This is a genomic window from Arthrobacter sp. 05N429, from assembly GCF_056397045.1.
In genome coordinates, this window is record NZ_JBFTMQ010000014.1 from 75,248 (window position 1) to 94,120 (window position 18,873).

General features: G+C 67.5%; 20 protein-coding genes. 10 read left to right on the top strand and 10 right to left on the bottom strand.

From position 1 onward, the window contains the following. Window positions 1-58 precede the first annotated feature (58 nt). Window positions 59-550: a transcriptional regulator NrdR gene (gene nrdR / locus AC1DF4_RS17415; RefSeq protein ID WP_082492733.1), complete on the top strand. Its 492-nt coding sequence runs from the start codon at window positions 59-61 to the stop codon at window positions 548-550. Between the two features lie 111 nt (window positions 551-661). On the opposite strand, the gene AC1DF4_RS17420 is transcribed toward nrdR, so the two are convergent. The 3 genes from AC1DF4_RS17420 to map form a co-directional block, all read right to left on the bottom strand. After that, window positions 662-1,420, bottom strand: a complete 759-nt coding sequence (locus AC1DF4_RS17420) for an SDR family oxidoreductase (RefSeq protein WP_476914051.1) — start codon at window positions 1,418-1,420, stop codon at window positions 662-664. Between the two features lie 4 nt (window positions 1,421-1,424). After that, on the bottom strand, window positions 1,425-2,228 hold the full coding sequence (ppgK, locus tag AC1DF4_RS17425) for a polyphosphate--glucose phosphotransferase (RefSeq protein WP_441405366.1): 804 nt from the start codon (window positions 2,226-2,228) through the stop codon (window positions 1,425-1,427). A gap of 89 nt (window positions 2,229-2,317) precedes the next feature. Then, a complete protein-coding gene (gene map / locus AC1DF4_RS17430) occupies window positions 2,318-3,196 on the bottom strand; it encodes a type I methionyl aminopeptidase (protein ID WP_476914052.1) in 879 nt (292 codons plus the stop codon). A 71-nt stretch (window positions 3,197-3,267) separates the two neighbouring features. Between map and AC1DF4_RS17435 the strand changes: the two genes are divergently transcribed. Genes AC1DF4_RS17435 through AC1DF4_RS17445 form a run of 3 tightly spaced genes read left to right on the top strand, consistent with a single transcriptional unit; the run spans window position 3,268 to window position 6,077 of the window. After that, window positions 3,268-3,435, top strand: coding sequence for an SPOR domain-containing protein (locus AC1DF4_RS17435; RefSeq protein WP_346926194.1), 168 nt, complete (start codon window positions 3,268-3,270; stop codon window positions 3,433-3,435). Window positions 3,436-3,444: 9 nt separating this feature from the next. Continuing rightward, the gene (locus AC1DF4_RS17440; RefSeq protein ID WP_476914053.1) at window positions 3,445-3,978 is read left to right on the top strand and encodes a P-loop nucleotide/nucleoside kinase family protein; all 534 of its coding nucleotides are present in this window, start codon (window positions 3,445-3,447) and stop codon (window positions 3,976-3,978) included. Between the two features lie 56 nt (window positions 3,979-4,034). Next, window positions 4,035-6,077, top strand: coding sequence for a phage holin family protein (locus AC1DF4_RS17445; RefSeq protein WP_476914054.1), 2,043 nt, complete (start codon window positions 4,035-4,037; stop codon window positions 6,075-6,077). Window positions 6,078-6,115: 38 nt separating this feature from the next. Here AC1DF4_RS17445 and AC1DF4_RS17450 read toward each other — a convergent pair whose 3' ends face one another. The 3 genes from AC1DF4_RS17450 to panB form a co-directional block, all read right to left on the bottom strand. Then, a complete protein-coding gene (locus tag AC1DF4_RS17450; protein ID WP_476914055.1) occupies window positions 6,116-6,883 on the bottom strand; it encodes an MBL fold metallo-hydrolase in 768 nt (255 codons plus the stop codon). A gap of 42 nt (window positions 6,884-6,925) precedes the next feature. After that, window positions 6,926-7,321, bottom strand: a complete 396-nt coding sequence (locus AC1DF4_RS17455; protein WP_476914056.1) for a PLDc N-terminal domain-containing protein — start codon at window positions 7,319-7,321, stop codon at window positions 6,926-6,928. Between the two features lie 205 nt (window positions 7,322-7,526). Beyond that, window positions 7,527-8,465: a 3-methyl-2-oxobutanoate hydroxymethyltransferase gene (gene panB, locus AC1DF4_RS17460; protein WP_476914057.1), complete on the bottom strand. Its 939-nt coding sequence runs from the start codon at window positions 8,463-8,465 to the stop codon at window positions 7,527-7,529. A 288-nt stretch (window positions 8,466-8,753) separates the two neighbouring features. Here panB and glnA (AC1DF4_RS17465) point away from each other — a divergent pair, with 288 nt between their 5' ends. From glnA (AC1DF4_RS17465) to AC1DF4_RS17485, 5 genes are all read left to right on the top strand, one after another. Continuing rightward, window positions 8,754-10,094 (top strand): type I glutamate--ammonia ligase, encoded by a 1,341-nt coding sequence (gene glnA, locus AC1DF4_RS17465; protein ID WP_346926188.1) that lies wholly within the window; start codon window positions 8,754-8,756, stop codon window positions 10,092-10,094. Between the two features lie 9 nt (window positions 10,095-10,103). Beyond that, on the top strand, window positions 10,104-13,115 hold the full coding sequence (locus AC1DF4_RS17470) for a bifunctional [glutamine synthetase] adenylyltransferase/[glutamine synthetase]-adenylyl-L-tyrosine phosphorylase (protein ID WP_476914058.1): 3,012 nt from the start codon (window positions 10,104-10,106) through the stop codon (window positions 13,113-13,115). 81 nt (window positions 13,116-13,196) lie between these two features. Further along, window positions 13,197-13,613, top strand: coding sequence for a VOC family protein (locus AC1DF4_RS17475; protein WP_476914059.1), 417 nt, complete (start codon window positions 13,197-13,199; stop codon window positions 13,611-13,613). Between the two features lie 56 nt (window positions 13,614-13,669). Then, a complete protein-coding gene (locus AC1DF4_RS17480; protein ID WP_476914060.1) occupies window positions 13,670-14,185 on the top strand; it encodes a GNAT family N-acetyltransferase in 516 nt (171 codons plus the stop codon). Between the two features lie 88 nt (window positions 14,186-14,273). Further along, the gene (locus AC1DF4_RS17485) at window positions 14,274-14,474 is read left to right on the top strand and encodes an AsnC family protein (protein WP_476914061.1); all 201 of its coding nucleotides are present in this window, start codon (window positions 14,274-14,276) and stop codon (window positions 14,472-14,474) included. Between the two features lie 81 nt (window positions 14,475-14,555). Here AC1DF4_RS17485 and glnA (AC1DF4_RS17490) read toward each other — a convergent pair whose 3' ends face one another. Next, window positions 14,556-15,980 (bottom strand): type I glutamate--ammonia ligase, encoded by a 1,425-nt coding sequence (gene glnA, locus AC1DF4_RS17490; protein WP_224049282.1) that lies wholly within the window; start codon window positions 15,978-15,980, stop codon window positions 14,556-14,558. A 298-nt stretch (window positions 15,981-16,278) separates the two neighbouring features. Here glnA (AC1DF4_RS17490) and AC1DF4_RS17495 point away from each other — a divergent pair, with 298 nt between their 5' ends. Next, window positions 16,279-16,716 (top strand): RDD family protein, encoded by a 438-nt coding sequence (locus tag AC1DF4_RS17495; RefSeq protein ID WP_476914062.1) that lies wholly within the window; start codon window positions 16,279-16,281, stop codon window positions 16,714-16,716. 263 nt (window positions 16,717-16,979) lie between these two features. Here the strand turns inward: AC1DF4_RS17495 and AC1DF4_RS17500 are convergent, their stop codons facing one another. The 3 genes from AC1DF4_RS17500 to AC1DF4_RS17510 form a co-directional block, all read right to left on the bottom strand. Next, window positions 16,980-17,342, bottom strand: a complete 363-nt coding sequence (locus AC1DF4_RS17500) for a DUF3817 domain-containing protein (RefSeq protein WP_476914063.1) — start codon at window positions 17,340-17,342, stop codon at window positions 16,980-16,982. 116 nt (window positions 17,343-17,458) lie between these two features. Further along, window positions 17,459-18,220, bottom strand: coding sequence for a DUF4191 domain-containing protein (locus tag AC1DF4_RS17505; protein WP_476914064.1), 762 nt, complete (start codon window positions 18,218-18,220; stop codon window positions 17,459-17,461). An 89-nt stretch (window positions 18,221-18,309) separates the two neighbouring features. Further along, on the bottom strand, window positions 18,310-18,873 hold a 564-nt coding region (locus AC1DF4_RS17510), incomplete at its 5' end, for a lipoyl synthase (RefSeq protein WP_476914065.1).

Genomic DNA, 18,873 nt, shown 5'->3' on the forward strand with positions numbered 1-18,873 from the left:
TTCAAACTGACATGGGTTCTGAGACGGTGTCCAGCCATGCGACAGGGGAGGAAACGACGTGTATTGCCCGTTTTGCCGGAACCCTGATTCCCGCGTGGTGGACAGCAGGATCGCCGACGACGGCTCAGCCATCCGGCGCCGCCGGCAGTGCCCCGAGTGCGGACGCCGCTTCACGACTGTCGAAACCACCAGCCTTACGGTGATCAAGCGGTCCGGCGTCGGCGAGCCCTTCAGCCGGAGCAAGGTCATCAACGGCGTCCGCAAGGCCTGCCAGGGCCGTCCCGTCACCGAAGACGACCTGGCAATGCTCGCGCAGGAAGTCGAGGAAGCCATCCGGGCCTCCGGCGCCGCGGAAATCGATGCGCACGAGGTCGGCCTGGCCATCCTCAACCCGCTCCAGAAGCTGGATGAGGTCGCCTACCTGCGCTTCGCGAGCGTCTACCAGGCCTTCGAGTCCCTCGAGGACTTCGAAGCCGCCATCTCCCTGCTCCGCCACGAGGCCGAGACCAAGGGGCGCGAAGGCACCAGCCAGCAGAAGAGCCCGCTCTAGTTCTGCCCACACACTCCGGTGGTGGCAGCGGAGGGGAAGCCGCAGCCACCACCGGCACCAATCTCCCTGTCGCCTTCGCGGCGCCGGGACCACTCCGCCTCGCCAGTAGCGTCAGCGGCCGCCGGAGACCGGCAGCACGGCCCCGGTGATGTACCCGGCCTCGCCGGAGAGCAGCCAGAGCACGGCAGCGGCTACTTCATCCGGTTCGGCGCCCCGACCCATGGGGATCGTGGGATTGAGCCGCTCCACCCGGTCCGGCATCCCTGCGGCCGCATGCAATCCAGTGTTGGTGCTTCCCGGCGCCACACAGTTCACCCGGATGCCCTGCGCCGCGACCTCGGCCGCGAGCCCCGCCGTCAGCACATCGACCGCACCCTTGGACGCCGCATAGTGCACCCAGGTTCCCGGCGAGCCTGCCTTAGTGGCGGTCGAGGAGATGTTGATGATTGAGCCGCCACGGCCGCCCTGCTCCGTGCTGAGCCGTCTTACGGCCTCCTGGCAGACATAGACGACGCCGGCGACGTTGACGTCGAGCACGCGCCGGATAGTCGCGGCCGGAACGTCCTTAAGGGGGCCGATCAGGTTGCCGGTGATGCCGGCGTTGTTCACGACGGCGGCCAGGGTCCCGAGGGCAGCCGCGGCGTCGAACAGCCGTACGACGGCGGCCGGGTCGCTGACGTCCGCCTGGACGGCCACCGCCCCGCCGCCGTCGGCAATGATGCCTTCCACAACGGAGTCGGCCCCGGCAGCGTCGGCGGAATAGTTCACGACGACGGCATACCCGGCCCGGGCGGCACGAAGCGCCACCGCCGCGCCGATGCCCCGGCTGGCGCCCGTGACGATGACAACCCCGGGCGCCGGTTCCTTCATGGTGCTACTTGGCCAGTTTGTGCTTCAGCGCGATCTCAAGCGCTGCGCCGACGATGCCGGCGTCGTTCTTGAGCTCCGCCGGCACAATCGGCGTGCGCAGCTGCAGCCGCGGCAGGTATTCGTCGGCGCGCTTGGAGATGCCGCCCCCGATGATGAACAGTTCGGGGGAGAAGAGGAACTCCACGTGGGACAGGTAGCGCTGCAGCAGCACGCTGTACTCTTCCCAGCTCAGGCCGTCCCGTTCGCGGGCCACCGCCGAGGCCTTGGACTCGGCGTCGAACCCGTCAATCTCCAGGTGCCCCAGCTCGGCGTTCGGGACAAGCTTGCCGTCGAAGATAAAGGCGGAACCGATCCCGGTGCCGAGCGTTATGACCAGTACGGTCCCCTTCACGAACTCGCCGGCGCCGAACCGCGCCTCCGCGAGGCCGGCGGCGTCGGCGTCGTTGATGACCTCCACGGGGCGGCCCAGCCGCGCGGTCAGCATGGCGTCGATGTCCATTTCCAGCCACGACTTGTCCACATTGGCGGCGGAGTGGACCACGCCGTGCTGGATGATGCCGGGGAAGGTGACGCCCACGGGAGAATCGGGGGCCGGCGCGTCGGGCCGGGCGGACAGCGCGGCCACAACCTGGGCCACGACCTCGGCCACGGATTCGGGCGTGGAGGGCTGAGGGGTGGGAATGCGCAGGCGGTCGCCGATCAGCTTGCCCTTCTTCAGGTCCACGATCCCGCCCTTGATCCCGGTACCGCCGATGTCAATGCCGATCAGCGGGGCGTTCTTCTTCGACTTCTCGTCCTTCTTGGCCAATGTGGTTCCGTTCGTGGCAGGGGGCGGGGCTGGCAGGGTGCGGCCCAGGGCCGGCGGGTGAAGACCGGAATCTTCTGGTGGGGCGGGAATCAGGGCAGGGTCAGGACTTCGGCGCCGGACTCCGTGACAAGCAGGGTGTGCTCGAACTGCGCGGTGCGTTTGCGGTCACGGGTGACGACGGTCCAGTCGTCGGACCACATATCCCAGTCCACGGTGCCGAGCGTCAGCATGGGCTCGATCGTGAAGACCATGCCGGTCTCAATGACCGTGTTGTACGCGGGCGCGGCATCGTAGTGGGGGATGATCAGGCCGGTGTGGAACGCTTCGCCGACGCCGTGGCCCGTGAAGTCGCGGACGACACCGTAGCCGAAGCGCTTGGCGTAGGACTCGATGGTGCGGCCGATCACGTTGATTTCGCGGCCCGGTGCCACGGCGCGGATGGCGCGGTTCAGGGACTCCTGCGTGCGCTCGACGAGCAGCCGGGATTCCTCGTCGACGTCGCCGACCAGGAAGGTGTAGTTGGTGTCCCCGTGCACGCCGCCGATGAAGGCCGTGATGTCGATGTTAAGGATGTCCCCGTCCCGGACCACGGTGGTGTCCGGGATGCCGTGGCAGATGACTTCGTTCAAGGACGAGCACAGGGATTTGGGGAAACCCCGGTAGCCGAGGGTGGAAGGGTACGCATTGTGGTCGAGCAGGAACTCATGGCCCACCCGGTCCAGCTGGTCAGTGGTGACGCCGGGCTCGATGTGCTTGCCGACCTCAACGATCGCCTGGGCGGCAATCCTCGAAGCGGTGCGGATCTTCTCGATGGTCTCAGCCGTCTTGACCTCGGAGCCGGTGAACTTGGCCGGTCCGGGCTTGCCCACGTATTCGGGGCGGGGGATCGACGCCGGAACGGGGAGTTGCGGGCTGACCGTTCCCGGGACCAGGGTGCCGATGGGTGCAGTCGAGGCTAGAGAAGGCATAGATTGATCATATAAGGCGATGCCGGAGGCAGATAAACAAACGCCAAGAATCATCAGCGTAAGGAGCATCGATGCCGGAGTACTGGTACAACGTCAACACCCACGAGGTCGAAGAGGACGCAATGTCCGACTGGAGCCAGCTGATTGGCCCCTACAAGACGCGCGAAGAAGCCGAACACGCCCTGGAGAAGGTCAAGGCCCGCAACGAAACCTGGGAAAAGGGCGACGAGGACGATTAGCACCGGCGGATGAACGGACTGATCCTGGTCAACGGGCTGCCGGGGTCCGGCAAGACGACCCTCGCCCGTGAACTGTCGGCCGCGCTGGAGCTGCCGCTGTTCTCCAAGGACGCCTGCAAAGAGGGCTTGTGGGACAGCCCCCGGCCGCCCGGCGCGGCGGAATCGACCGCACTGGGGCGCCGTGCGCTGGAGCTCATGTGGGCGGGGATCGCCGCCGCATCGGGGCCGGCCGTCGTCGAATCCTTCTGGTTCGCACCCCGGGACCTGGAGTATCTGCGCGCCGATCTCCGGAACGCCGGCGGGACGGCGGCGGCAGAAGTCTGGTGTGTGCTGCATCCGGCCACGGCGAGGCAACGCTGCCGGAACCGCGAACGGCATCCCGTGCACCACGCCGCGCACGACGACGACGAGCTTTGGTCCCGGTGGGCCCGGCAGGCGGGTCCACTGGGGCTGGCGCCGGTCCTGGAGGTCAACACCGAGGGGCCTGTCGACGTCCTGCCGCTTCGCAGGCAGCTGGAAACCCTCTTGGTCCACGGGGACTGATTTTCTCACCCGGTGCGGATGAGGGCCCGCCGGTGACGCCCGGCCATACTGGGGAAATGCCGACGAGCGTCACCCGCAGCCGCGGCGTCCGAATCACCGACCTGGCCAGGCTGGCAGCCGCCTGGGCTGCCTCGACCGTGGCACTCATCGTCACCGGCGCGCTGGTGCCGGGGTTCTCTGCAACGAGCTGGTGGGATTACGCCGCCGTGGCGGCGGCGGCCGGCATTGTCGGACTGGTTTTCCGGCCCCTGCTCGTGGAAATCTCGGCCAGGGTGGGCTGGCTGGCCGTACTGCTTGCCGCCCTGCTGGGGCAGGCCCTGATCATGTACGCCGCCATCCGCCTGGTGCCCGGCATTGAATCGACGCCGTGGACCGCCTTTGTCGCCACCTGGGTCAGTGCCGCCGTGGGCACGCTCCTCTCGTGGACCACCACGGCCGGAACTGATGACGGCCTAATTACCTCGTTGGCCGGCAGAAAACGCCGGCAACCAGAGCTGACTGATCCGGAGGTCGACGGCGTCCTGTTCGTGCAGCTCGACGGTGTCCCCTTCCCGGTCCTTCAGTGGGCGGTCCAGTCGGGGGGAGTGCCCCACATCCGGCGCTGGCTTGGCTCGGGCGATTACATGCTCCGCGAATGGACTCCCCAGCTGCCATGCACCACGCCGGCCAGCCAGATGGGCATTCTGCACGGCACAGTTGACGGGATCCCCGCCTTCCGGTGGTACGACCGTGAGCTCAACAAGGTCCTCGTGGCGAACCGTCCGGCAGACGCCCGGGTGATCGAGGACCGGCACAGCAACGGCCGCGGCCTGTTGTGCGACGACGGCGTCTCCATCTCGAACCTGTTCACCGGTGACGCGGCCAGGTCCCTGCTGACGATGAGCCGGGTGGAGGTCCGGCGCGGCTCCACTCAAACCCGACGTGCCTTCGCCTGGTTTTTCACCTCGCCGAACGGGTTCATGCGCAGCTTTACCCGGACGGTCGGGGAGATCCTCAAGGAGCGGTGGCAGGCCCGACGGCAGGTCAAGCGTGACCTCGATCCGCGGGTGCACCGGGACTGGACCTTTGCCCTGCTGCGGGCCGTTACCAACGGTCTCCTGCGTGACCTGAACACGGCCCTGGTGGCAGAGGAGCTGCATCGTGGCACGAGAAGCATCTACGTCGACTACGTTGACTATGACGAGATCGCCCATCACGCAGGCATGTTCAGGCCCGAGTCACTCGCCTCCCTGGACGGCCTGGACCGCACGCTGGGGTCCTTGGCCCAGCTCGCCGGTTCTGCTGCGCGCCGCTACCGGCTGGTGGTGCTCTCGGACCACGGCCAGTCCCAGGGCACGCCGTTCGCCGACCGGTATGGCCAGACGCTCGGCGACCTCTGTGCGGAACTCATGAAGGAGACCGTGCAAAATGTTGACGCGTCCGTCGAAGGGCTGGGGCGCGCGGACTCCATCGCGGGCGACATCGCGGCTGGAGGTTTGACCGGGAAACTCGCCGTCCGAGCCGGTGAGGGGCTGGCCAAGGCGCAGCATACCCAGACGTCGGCGCCCGGGGACGGCGCCGAGGAGCCGGTCGTGGTGCTGGGCTCCGGCAACCTGGGCCTGGTCTACGTGCGGGGTGACCGGCGCTGGACGCTCCAGGGCCTTGAGAAGGAATGGCCAGCCCTGGTGCCCGGCCTGGCCGGCCATCCCGGAATCGGATTCGTCGCCGGCATCGATGAGGAAGGCCGGGCATGGGCGGTCGGGAGCAGCGGGCGCCGCAACATCGGCAGCGGGGACGTGGAGGGGACGGATCCGCTGGCAGCCTTCGGGTTCCACGCCCCGCGGGTGCTGCTGCGTGCCCTCCGGCAGCCCGAGGCGCCGGACCTTTACGTCAACAGCACGGTCGATCCGATGACCAACGACGTCGCTGCGTTCGAGGGCCTGGTCGGATCCCACGGGGGCCTCGGCGGCTGGCAGGACCGTGCGGTGCTGCTGGGCCCGGCGGATCTAATGGCAGGGCTGCCGGAGCGGATCGAGGGCGCCGATGAGCTCCACCGCGTGCTGGTGGCGATGCTTGAGTCCTGTGGCCAGCGCGCCATGGTGCGGGATGCCCCGCCCTAAGGAGTACACGCGTGTTGACGCCGGTCAAGGCTTTGAGCTCACGCGGGGGCAACCCATGACTGGCCAGGGGCAAGGACGACGGCCGTGCAGCCGGGCGCCTGCTCCGCTACGGCATTGGCAAACCGGCGTCCGGGCAGCTCAAGCCAGCTCCGGGCGAAGTGTGTGACAAACGGCGGGTGCAGGGTTCCCCAATGCACGGGTATGGCGAACCGGGCGCCGCTTAAGGCGGCGGCCCGTGCGGCCGTCTCCGGGGTCAGGTGGCCGGCCGAGAGCCTCGGCCCCCATCCCCAGACCGGCACCAGCGCAACATCGATAGGGCCGCCCGCCATCGCGGGGATCGCGGCCATCTCCGGAAACAGCCCCGTGTCGCCGGCGATCCAGGCAGTAACCGATGCGCCCCGGACCAGCTGGCCGTTGGCGGCGTTGGGACGGTGCGGCATGGGGCGCTGCCGGTGGTCGGCAGGCACCTGGCGCACCTGGATCGTGCCGGTCATGTTGCCTACCGCGGTCCAGGAGTCCCCCAGCGGAACAGCGTTCGGCAGCCGCCGTCGTCGTAACCAGGCGACGTTCGCCGGGTCGCTCATCAGGGTTGCTCCGGGCAGCATGCGGAGGGAGCGCAGCTCGGCGTGGTCGTGATGCAGGTGTGAGAGGAGCACGACGTCGGGCCTGCTCCAGGACGCCGGGTCCGGCCGGGGCGCCAGACGCCGCAGCAACCCGGCATGGGGACGCAGCAGCGGGTCGGTCAGGACCCTGACCCCGTCCAGCTCCAGGACCACCGAGGAGTGGCCGAGCCACGTGACTCTCATGAACGCACGGCGGATCGCGGCGCAGCCCCTTGGCAGGTCAGATCAGGCCATGGCCTTTGCCTTGAGGGAGTCGAACTCGGCCTGGTTGATGGCTCCGGAGTCGAGCAGTTCCTTGGCGTCTGAGATCTGGCTGGACGGGGACGCTGACTTGCCGGCGACCTGCTGGATGTACTCCTGCTGGGCGGCCTGTTGTGCGGCTATTGCCTTCATCTGCCGCTCGGTCATGCTGCGGCCCCGGGCGATCAGGTAGATGAGCGCTCCGAGCCAGGGGACAAAGATCAGCAGGATCGACCAGCCGGCCTTGCCCCAGCCGCTGAGCGTGTGGTCGCCGAACAGGTCGAACAGGCAACGGAACCACACCATCAGGGCCGCAATCCAGATAAAGAACCAGAAACTCCACAGCAGGACGTCCCAGAAGTCAGTCGCAATTGAGCCCATGGCTACTCCTCCACTAGTGCCCGCCGGTGTCCGGCCCGTCGCTTCGCGCACGAAACAGGCCGGGATGGCGGAACATCTGCCGGGGCCCGATGCAGGCCCTTAATGGCCAGACTGCCCGTCATGGCAGGACTCCGCATCGTTCGAAAAGGATGAGGTGACCACGCCCGCCCGTCGTGGCGGCTGGGAGGTGAGCCCGCGAAATCGCCTAGAAGGAGTGCTCGGGGCCGGGGAACTGGCCGGAGCGCACGTCTTCGCCGTAGGCCTTCGCGGCGTCGCTGAGAGAGGTGCGCAGGTCCGCGTACTGCCGGACGAACTTGGCCATTCTGCCGCCGCGCAGGCCGGCCATGTCCTGCCACACCAGCACCTGTCCGGTGGTCGCGTTGCCGGCTCCGATGCCGACGGTGGGGACCTCGACGGCGGCGTCCACGGCCGCCGCCGTCTCCGCCGGAACCATTTCCATCAGCACGCAGAACGCGCCGGCGTCGGCCAGGGCGACGGCGTCGTCGATCAGCCGCTGGGCGTCATCGCCGCGGCCCTGGACCCGGTAGCCGCCGAGGGCGTGCTCACTCTGCGGGGTGAAACCGATATGCGCCATCACGGGAATCCCGGCCTGGACCATGGCCCGGACCGTCTCCGCATAGAACTTGCCGCCCTCGATCTTGACCGCATGGGCGAGCCCCTCCTTGAGGAACCGCACACCGGTGGCCACGGCCTGCTGGGCGGAGACCTCGTAGCTGCCGAAGGGCAGGTCGGCCACCACCAGGGCGCGCCTGGCCGAACGGGTGACGGCGCGGCACAGCGGGAGCAGTTCGTCCACGGTGACGGGCAGGCTGGTTTCGTTGCCGAACACATTGTTCGAGGCCGAGTCGCCGACGAGGAGGACCTCGATGCCGGCCTGGTCGAAGATTTCGGCCGTGTACTGGTCGTAAGCCGTCAGCATGGCAAACCGCTCACCATTGAGCTTCGCCTGGTGCAGGTGGTGGGTGCGGATCTTCGCCACCGGCTTCCGCCCGCCGGGCACCGCGCCAGACTCCGACGCCGCACCGGCCTGCTGCGCGGGGCCGGCGGCCGAAGGACCGTTGCCGTAGGGTGCAGCAACTTCGGTTGCGGGCATGCTGGAATCGGGGCTTTTGCTTGTGGCCATAGCACGAGCGTAGTGCGATACCGCGCGTCCTAGCTACCGGGTCCCGGACGCCGGGCCGGTGAATCACATCACACCGCCGGGTGAACCGCCTCCGCACAGGGGTCCCCGGCGCAGGCTTCCAGCCATCGGATCCCGGAGCGTTATGTTAACGCTGTGTTACGTGAGTCGGCGGCTCCAGCAATCGATGGCAATGATTAGTAAAGTGAATCCTGAGCAGCTGCGGGACCCATGCCTGGCGGGAGTCAGGAGGGGCCCGGGCACGGACGTTGAACCCGGAAAGAGGCCACTATGGACCGCCAGCAAGAGTTTGTCCTGCGGACAATCGAAGAGCGCGACGTGCGGTTCGTACGGCTGTGGTTTACCGACGTCGTGGGCTCGCTGAAGTCCGTCGCGCTTGCCCCGGCCGAGGTTGAAGGCGCCTTCGAGGAAGGCCTGGGCTTTGACGGCTCCTCGATCGAGGGCCTCGCCCGGGTATTCGAATCCGACATGCTGGCCCAGCCGGATCCCGCCACCTTCCAAATCCTGCCCTGGCGCGGCGAGACGGAAGCGACGTCCCGGATGTTCTGCGACATCCTGACCCCCGACGGCGAACCCTCCGCCGCGGATCCGCGCAACGTCCTCAAGCGCAACCTGGCCAAAGCCGCGGACATGGGCTTCACCTGCTACACCCACCCCGAGATCGAGTTCTACCTGCTGAAGTCCCAGCATCCGGGCCCCGACGGCGCCCCGGTGCCCGTGGATGAGGGAGGCTACTTCGACCACGTCCCGGGCGGCGTCGCCCAGGACTTCCGCCGCACCGCCGTCACCATGCTCGAATCGGTCGGCATCTCCGTGGAGTTCAGCCACCACGAAGCCGGGCCCGGCCAGAACGAAATCGACCTGCGCTACGCGGACGCGCTGCAGACCGCCGACAACATCATGACGTTCCGCACCGTGATCAAAGAGGTCGCGCTGCAGCAGGGCACCTACGCCACCTTTATGCCGAAGCCGTTCACGGCCCACCCGGGCTCCGGCATGCACACGCACTTCTCGCTCTTCGAGGGCGACACCAACGCCTTCTACGAGGCCGGTGCCGAGTTCCAGCTTTCCGAGACAGCACGGCAGTTCATCGCCGGCATCCTCAAGCACGCCCCGGAGTTCACCGCCGTCACCAACCAGTTCGTGAACTCCTACAAGCGGCTTTGGGGCGGGGGAGAAGCCCCCAGCTACCTGAGCTGGGGCCACAACAACCGCTCCGCCCTGGTCCGCGTCCCGCTGTACAAGCCCGGCAAAGGCCAGTCCGCCCGCATCGAGTACCGCGGCATCGACTCGGCGGCCAACCCCTACCTGGCCTACGCCGTGCTGCTGGGCGCCGGGCTCAAGGGCATCGAGGAGGGCTACCAGCTCCCCGCCGCCGCCGAGGACGACATCTGGTCGCTGAGCTCGGCCGAGCGCCGCGCGATGGGCCACGACCCGCTCCCGGCCAGCCTGCACGACGCCATCCGCACCATGGAGGACTCCGAACTCATGCCGCAGATCCTCGGCGAGCAGGTGTTTGAGCACTTCCTGCGCAACAAGCGGGCCGAGTGGCAGGACTACCGCCTCCAGGTCACGCCCTACGAGCTGCAGCGCAACCTCGGCATCCTTTAGGCGCCCCGGGTGAGCCTGGCACGACGCCTCATCGCCGCCGGTTTCAGCGACCTGGAGAAGGGCGAACGGTTCCTTGCCGCCCCCGAACTGGAGGGCCTGGACCAGGAAGTCCTGTTCGCCGGACTGCAGCTGGCCGCGAACCCGGACACGGCGCTGCAGTCCCTGGTCCGGCTGATCGAGAAGCACCCGGACCTGCGCAAGCTCGCGGCCGCGGAGCCCGAACGCAGCGAGCCGCTGTACCGGGTGCTCGGGGCCTCCGAGGCGCTGGGCGAGTTCCTGATCCGCCACCCCGAACACCTTGACGCCTTTGAGGTGACGGCCAGTCCGGAACCGCGCGCCGCGGACGCCGCGGTCCTGCGCGCCAGGCTGCTGCAGTCCGTGCGGGCCGATCCGAAATCGGGCCGGCCGGTCGCGGCCTTGACCGGGCAGGAGGGCTACGAGGCGCTCCGCACGGAGTACCGGCGCGGGCTCGTCGAGCTGGCCATCAAAGACCTCTGCGCCGCCGACCCCCTGGACTTCATGCCCGCCGCGGGTGCAGAACTCGCCGATCTCGCCGGCGCCGCGATCGAGGCGGCCCTGGCGGTCTCCCGGGCCGAGGCCGCCGAGCACTTCAGCGCCACCGAGGTGGCCGACGTCGGGCTGGCCGTGATCGGTATGGGCAAGTGCGGCGCGCGCGAACTGAACTATATTTCCGACGTCGACGTCATCTACGTGATCGAATCCGGCGAGCTCGACGATCCGCGCGCCAACACGATCGGCACCGCCCTTGCCTCCGGCATTTCCCGGGCGATCATGTCCATCGGCCGCGAACCCGGGCTGTGGGAGGTCGACGCCAACCTGCGCCCGGAGGGCAAGTCCGGGCCGCTGGTCAGGACCCTCGCCTCGCACCAGAGCTATTACGCCCGTTGGGCCGAGAGCTGGGAGTTCCAGGCCCTGCTCAAGGCCCGGACCATCGCCGGGGACACCGAGCTGGGAGCCCGGTACGAGGCCGCGGTCGCGCCGCTGATCTGGTCCTCCGCCGGCCGGGAAGGCTTCGTGGAGTCCGTCCGCTCCATGCGCCGCCGGGTCACCGAACACATCCCCGCCGACGAGGAACAGCGGCAGATCAAGCTGGGCCGCGGGGGACTGCGCGACGTCGAATTCACCGTCCAGCTGCTGCAGCTGGTGCACGGGAAATCCGACGAAACCCTGCGCTGCCGCGACACCACCTCGGCGATTGCCGCACTGTCCGCCGGCGGCTATATCGGCCGCTCCGACGCCGCCGAATTCGACCGCGACTACCGCTACCTCCGGCTCCTCGAACACCGGATCCAGCTCTTCCAGCTGCGCCGGACCCATCTCATGCCGGTCAAAGACGCCTCGCTGCGGGCGCTGGCCAAAGCGGTGCTGGGGCCGTTCTCCAGCGAACGGCCCAAACCTGACGCCCTGGCCGAGGCCTGGCGCAAGACCAAACGCTCCGTCCGCGAACTGCACGAACGCATCTTCTACCGCCCGCTGCTGAACACCGCGGCGGCGCTCAGCAGCGAGGAAGCCAGGCTGAGCCCGGAAGCGGCACAGGGCCGCCTCGCAGCCCTGGGCTACCTCGACCCGAGCGGCGCGATGCGGCACATCGAAGCGCTCACCGGCGGCGTCAGCCGCCGTGCCGCGCTCCAGCGCCAGCTCCTGCCGATCCTGCTCGGCTGGCTCGCGGAGGGCGTGGACCCCGACGCCGGCCTGCTGGCCTTCCGCCGCGTCAGTGAAGCGCTGGGCACCACGCACTGGTATCTCGGTATGCTGCGGGACTCGACGGCGGCGGCCGAACGGCTATGCCACGTGTTGTCCAACTCCCGGCTGATCGCGGACCTTCTGGAGGTTTCGCCTGAATCCGTGGCCTGGCTCGGTTCGGATAAGGAACTGGTGCCGCTGACGTTTGAGGCGCAATGGCTGGAGATCGTCTCCAAGATGTCCCGCCACGCCGAACCGGAAAATGCGATGCGCCTGATCCGGCTGATCCGGCGCCGCGAGATCCTGCGGATTGCGATCGCGGACAGCGCCGGGCTGCTGGACCAGGACCAGGTGGGCGCGGCGCTGGCCGACACCGACCGCGCCGCGGTCCTGGGCGCCCTGCGCGTCGCGGAAAACGTTGTCACCGCCGTGGAGCCGCTCAAGACCCACGTGCTGGTGGTCGCCATGGGGCGGCAGGGCGGCCGGGAGATCGGCTACGGCTCCGACGCCGACGTCATGTATGTGCACCGCGGACTGCCCGGCGTCCCCGAGGACGAGGCCCAGCAGCAGGCACTGCAGATCGTGAGCCGGCTCTCGAACCTGCTGACCCAGCCGCTCAAGCCCGCCATCCTCGCCGAGCGCGTCCTGATGGTCGACGCCGACCTGCGGCCTGAGGGCAAGAGCGGCCCGATGGTGCGGTCGCTGGAATCCTATGCCGAGTACTACCGCCGCTGGTCTCTCGTGTGGGAGGCGCAGGCACTGCTGCGGGCCCGGCCCATGGCAGGCGACGACGAGCTGGCCGCGGACTACGTGGCGCTGATCGACCCGATCCGCTACCCCGAGACGATCTCTGAGCAGGACGTGCGGGAGGTCCGCCGGGTGAAGGCACGGGTTGAGGCGGAACGGCTGCCGCGCGGCGCGGACCCCGCCCGGCACCTGAAACTGGGCCGCGGCGGCCTGAGCGACGTCGAATGGCTGGCCCAGCTGCTCCAGTTGCAGCACGCCGGACGCCACCCCGGGCTGCGGACCACGTCCACCGTGGAGGCACTCGAGGGCGCTGCCGCCGTCGGACTCCTCGAAGCAGGCGACGTCGTCATTCTGCTACGGGCCTGGCGGCTCGCGAGCCGGATCCGCTCGGCCAACGTGGTCTGGACCGGGCGGGCGTCGGATGTCCTGCCGTCGTCCCGCCGGGACCTGGAAGCGGTCGCCCGCTGGTGCGGCTACGGCCAGGGCAACGCCGCGGCGCTTGAGGAGGACTACCTGAGGCTGAGCCGGCGGGCCCGGGGCGTGTTCGAACGGGTCTTCTACGGCCAGTGAGCGCCGTGCCGCCCTCCCGCCCGGAACTGGCGGGAGCGTCCGGGGGCTGACACTCCACGGACGCGGTGCTACCTTAGCCGGATGGCCAGACAACTGTTTGTGAACCTCCCCGTCAAGGACCTCGACAAGACGGTGGAGTTCTTCACCGCGTTGGGGTTCTCCTTCAATCCTGACTTCACCGATGAGAACGCCACGTGCATGATCGTCAACGACGACGCGTTCGTAATGCTGCTGGTCGAGGCGTACTTCAAGACCTTCACGTCGAAGACCGTAGCGGAGGTTTCCGCGGCCGCCGAGGTGATCATGTCCTTCTCCCTGGACAGCCGCGAGGCAGTCGACGAGCTCGTCCGGAAGGCACTCACCGCCGGCGGCTCACCGTCACAGGAAGCGCAGGACTTCGGCTTTATGTATACCCACAGCTTCCAGGACCCGGACGGCCACCTCTGGGAAGTCTTCTGGATGGACCCCGCCGGACCGCCGAAGGACGCGGCGCTCTGACCGGTTCGGTCCAGCCAACGGCGGGGATAGCCCGCCGGCTTGGGTACGCTTCTGTCATGCCTGAACATGTGTGGCTGCTGCCGCTGAAGAACCTCGACGACGACGCGCGTGCCATCAAACTGGGGGAGATCGCCGAACTTTCGGTCACTGAGGAGCAACGACCGTTCGTCGGCGAGCCGCTGCGGATGATGCTCATCGGGCTGGAAGAGGAATCCCGTCACCCCATCGCCATTGACGCCAACGGCGCCGCAGTTGGCGTGCTGACGCTGCAGACCGGAGCCGCGACGCTGGCCGGCTGGCCCGACGACGACTCGGTCTGGCTGCTCCGCGGCTTCCTGATCGACCGCCGGCTTCAGGGCAGGGGCCTCGGTGCCCTGGCGGCCGACGCCGCCGTGCAGGCAGCCGCGAAACTCACCGCCGCCCTCGGCGGAGAGCAGACCGGCGTCGTGCTCTCCGTCAACGAAGAAAACCCCGCCGGGCAGGCCGCCTACCGCAAGGCGGGCTTCGAGGACCGCGGACGGTACCTCGGCGGTGACGCCGACCCGCAGAGGACCATGTACCGGCCCTTCTGAACTGTTCTACCTGCCCGCGGCAGGGTGCCGTCAACATTCATTGACGACGCCGGCGGCGTCATCTAAGGTTGACGCCAGGAGGTTTCTGATGGAAACACTGATCGGGTCGATGGACGGCAAGAGCCCGGCCGAGGCGCTCTACGCGGTGTCTGAGCTGCGCAAGGAAGTGGCGCGTACCGAAACTGAGGCCGTGCTGCGTGCCCGCCAGGCCGGCCTGTCCTGGGAGGCCATTGCCGCGTGCCTGGGCGTGAGCAAGCAGGCCGTCCACAAGAAGTACGGAAAACGCTGAGCGGCGCCCTGCTGGCGAGGCCCGTTAACGACGGCGGCCCCCACCGGAAAGGTGGGGGCCGCCGTCGTTATTCTTGGTCGATTAGACGCCGTAGTACAGCTCGAACTCGTACGGGTTCGGGCGCAGCGAGAGCGGACGAATCTCGTTCTCGTACTTGTACTCGATCCAGGTGTCGATGAGGTCCTGGGTGAAGACGCCGCCGGCCTGGAGGAACTCGTTGTCCTCGGCCAGGGCATCCAGTGCCTCTTCGAGCGTGCCGGGAGCCTTGGGGATGTCCTTGGCTTCCTCAGCGGGGAGCTCGTAGAGGTCCTTGTCGATCGGAGCCGGCGGTTCGATGCGGTTGCGGATGCCGTCAATGCCGGCCATCAGCTGGGCCGCGAAGGCCAGGTACGGGTTGGAGGAGGGGTCCGGAGCGCGGAACTCGATGCGCTTGGCCTTCGGGTTGGAGCCCGTGATCGGGATGCGGATACCGGCGGAGCGGTTGCCCTGCGAGTAAACCATGTTGACCGGGGCTTCGAAGCCCTTGACCAGGCGGCGGTAGGAGTTCACCGTCGGGTTGGTGAAAGCCAGCACGGCCGAGGAGTGCTTCAGCAGGCCGCCGATGTACCAGCGGGCCATGTCGGAGAGGCCGGCGTAACCCTTTTCGTCGTAGAACAGCGGCTCGCCACCGTTCCACAGTGACTGGTGGCAGTGCATGCCGGAGCCGTTGTCACCGAAGACCGGCTTCGGCATGAAGGTGACCGACTTGCCCCAGGCATCGGCGGTGTTCTTGATGACGTACTTGAACTTCTGCAGGTCATCAGCCGCGTGGGTCAGCGTGGTGAACTTGTAGTTGATCTCGGCCTGGCCGGCGGAACCGACCTCGTGGTGGCTGCGCTCGACCTCAAGGCCGGCCTCGTCCAAGGCGATGCACATGGCGTCGCGCAGGTCGGCCTGCTTGTCGGTGGGGGAGACCGGGAAGTAACCGCCCTTGACCGGGGTCTTGTACCCGAGGTTTCCACCCTCTTCTTCGCGGCCGGTGTTCCAGTGGGCTTCCTCGGAGTCGATCTTGTAGAAGCTGCCCTGCGGGGAGGACTGGTACTGGACGTTGTCGAAGACGAAGAACTCGGCCTCGGGTGCAAAGAATGCGGTGTCGGCGATGCCGGTGGAAGCCAGGTAGGCCTCTGCCTTTTCGGCCACGCCGCGGGGATCGCGGTGGTACGGGTCACCGGTGCGCGGGTTCACGATCGAGAAGTTCAACGCAAGGGTCTTCTCCATGCGGAACGTGTCGAGGAACGCGGTCGTAACGTCCGGGATGAGCTGCATGTCCGACTCGGCGATGCCCTGGAAGCCGCGGATCGAAGATCCGTCGAAGAGCTGGCCGTTGACGAAGAAGTCCGCGTCAACGCTCTTGGCGGGCACGTTGAAGTGCTGCTGAACGCCAGGGAGATCGGTGAAGCGAATATCGACGAACTTAACGTCTTCGTCTTTGATGAACTTGAGGACTTCGTCCGCAGTCTTGAACATCTATGCTCCTTATGCATGTGAAAGATCTGGCCGTCAGGCCATGTGGTCCAGCGCAGTCCGACAGCGGGGAAAACACAAAGGTCTGCCCCGCTCCTATGCCGCTAGCAACTGTTACCACCCTAAGGACACGGGATTTCCCCATGGTGTCCGCTTTGTTTCCGGCAGGTTACAGAATGCCCTGACATGTAAACGGTAGTCGTTGTCCACAACGTGGCCTATCCGTGACCAGAGTGTGGCCCCTGGATGTCCACACTCTGAACAGCGCAGGGAGGCCCCGCATTGCCGATAGTCTTGGAGGGTGGTTGATCGTAAAGACATAGGCTCATGGCTCAGCGGGCCGGACACGTCCGGCATCTCGAAGTACCCGGGGGAGCGGCTGGGCCTGCCCGAGTCCGGACCCGGGTCCATTGCCCGAGCCGGCCGGCGCATCGTCGCCATCTGCATTGACTGGGCAATCGCGCTGCTGATCAGCAACTACGCGTTCGACGGCAACCCGTGGGCAACCCTGGCCGTGTTCGCGGTCGAGCAGGCGCTGCTGGTCGGCACGCTGGGCTACAGCATCGGCCACCGCATCATGGGGATCCACGTCGTCCGGCTCGGCGGCGGCCCTGCCGGTCCGGTTCCGGCCCTGGTCCGCAGCGTGCTGCTGTGCCTCGTGATCCCCGCCGTCATCTTCGACCCGGACCACCGTGGAATACACGACAAGGCCATGAACACGGTGCTCGTCCGGATGTAGCTCCTGCCGGTGTCCGGCGGCGGGCCCAGCTCCGAGGCCTCCCACGCCGCCGTTTGCCACGAATGGCCGCTAGACCTCTTCGGTTGGCGGCCATTTGCGTCAGGTGGGCGCCGCGAGATTGCCTGGGTCGTGGCGATCCCTCGTCCGTTTGCCACGAATGGCCGCCAAACCTCCCCGGTTGGCGGCCATTTGCGTCAGATGGACGTGTTCGGTGTGCCGCAACCCCGACGTATCGCCTGCCAGGACGGCGAAGTCGACCGCGGCTAGACCTCGGCCGTCTCCTGCGCCGCGACCGAAGCATCCTGTCCCGCTTTCACCGTCAGGTAGCCATGATGGCCGGCCCAGCGCTCGAACCAGACGGTGGCGAAAGGGACCACCGCGGAGAGCCCGGCGAACAGCGCCACCCGGAACGGCCAGCGCTGCACGCCCCACAGGCTCAGTGCTGCAATCCCGTAGCCGATGAAGAGTGCCCCGTGGATCGGCCCCGCGATTTCCACTCCCAGTTCCGTGGTCCGGGTGACCCATTTGAGGAACATGCCCACCAGCAGCGCGGCCCAGCTGAAGGCCTCGGCGATCGCAAGGACCCGGAAAATACGGATCATGGCAGTGGTGGAAGGCAGTTTCATAGTGGAGTCTCCGGTTCTGTCCGAGGGACGTATAAGAGGTCGTGGGGCAAAGGAAACGCCCCGGCTGCCGGCCTGAAAGGCGGTTACCGGGGCGTCCCTTGCGTCTGGCGTGTGGCCTAGCGTCCGCGGGCGGCTTTGCGGTCCGGGCGGGCTTTGTAGGGATCGATGCCCTTGGGGATGGGCAGGCGGCTTCCGAGCGAGGAGATGCGCTTGGAGACGGTGCTGACCTCGAGCTTGGTCAGTTCGTTCTTCATCTTGGTCATCTTCTTGGCGACCTGGCTGATCGGAACCTGGCCTTCGCCGCGGCCGGTTTCGATCACGTGGATGGTGACGTTGGGCAGGATGCGGGCGAGGCGCTTGCGTTCGGCGTCGAGCAGCGGCTTGACGCGCGTGGTGGGGCCTTCGCTGACAAGCACGACGCCGGGGCGGCCGATGGCGCGGAAGACGGCGTCCTGGGTGCGGGGGTTCACCGCGACGGGCTGCTCTTCGACGATCCAGCCGCGCTTGAGCGTGCCCAGCGCAGCGCCGGACGCGCCGGGCTGGTTTTCAATCCGTGCGAAAGCGGCGCGCTCGGCGCGGCGGGACAGGATCAGGGTGGCGGCCAGGATGCCCAGCGGGATACCGATGATCAGGCCGGTGATCCAGTTCTCCAGCACGAAGCCGACGCCGAAGCTGACGGCGACGACACCGAGGAACGCCAGCAGCATCAGCCATGGAACCATCGGATCGTGCTGGCGGGTCATCTGGAAGACCTCGCCAATCTGCTTCAGGCGGCTCGGCTTCTTGACCTTGGCAGCCTTGGGCTTGCGGGAAAAGAGGCCGCGCTTCGGAGCATCAGAAGCCGGTGTGGAGTTGCTGGAATCAGGGGAAGTCGCCATAGTGCCTTAATTCTACGTGATGGACGGCGAAGGGCCGGACGCCGAATTAATCCGGTGCCGGCCCTGCGCCGCAATCGTTACAGCTGGATTCAGGAGTGCGCCGCGAGCAGTGAGCTGGCTTCCTGGCGGGTGCTGCCGGAGCTTTCGATGTGGGCGAGCTGGGCCGGGATTTCCCAGCCCTTCTTACGCATCGCGGTGGCCCACAGCCGTCCGGCGCGGTAGGAGGAACGCACCAGCGGTCCGGACATGACACCGAGGAAACCGATCTCGTCGGCTTCCTGCTGCAGGTCAACGAACTCCTGCGGCTTGACCCAGCGGTCCACCGGAAGGTGCCGTTCGGACGGGCGCAGGTACTGGGTGATGGTGATCAGGTCGCAGCCGGCCTCGTGCAGGTCCCGGAGCGCTTCGGAGATTTCCTCGCGGGTCTCGCCCATGCCCAGGATCAGGTTGGACTTGGTCACCATGCCGAGCTTGCGGCCCTGGGTGATGACATCCAGGGAGCGCTCGTAGCGGAACGCCGGACGGATCCGCTTGAAGATCCGCGGCACGGTCTCGACGTTGTGGGCGAAGACCTCGGGCTTGGAGTCGCAGATCGCCTCGATGTGCTCGGGCTTGCCGGAGAAGTCCGGGATCAGGAGCTCGACGCCGGTGCC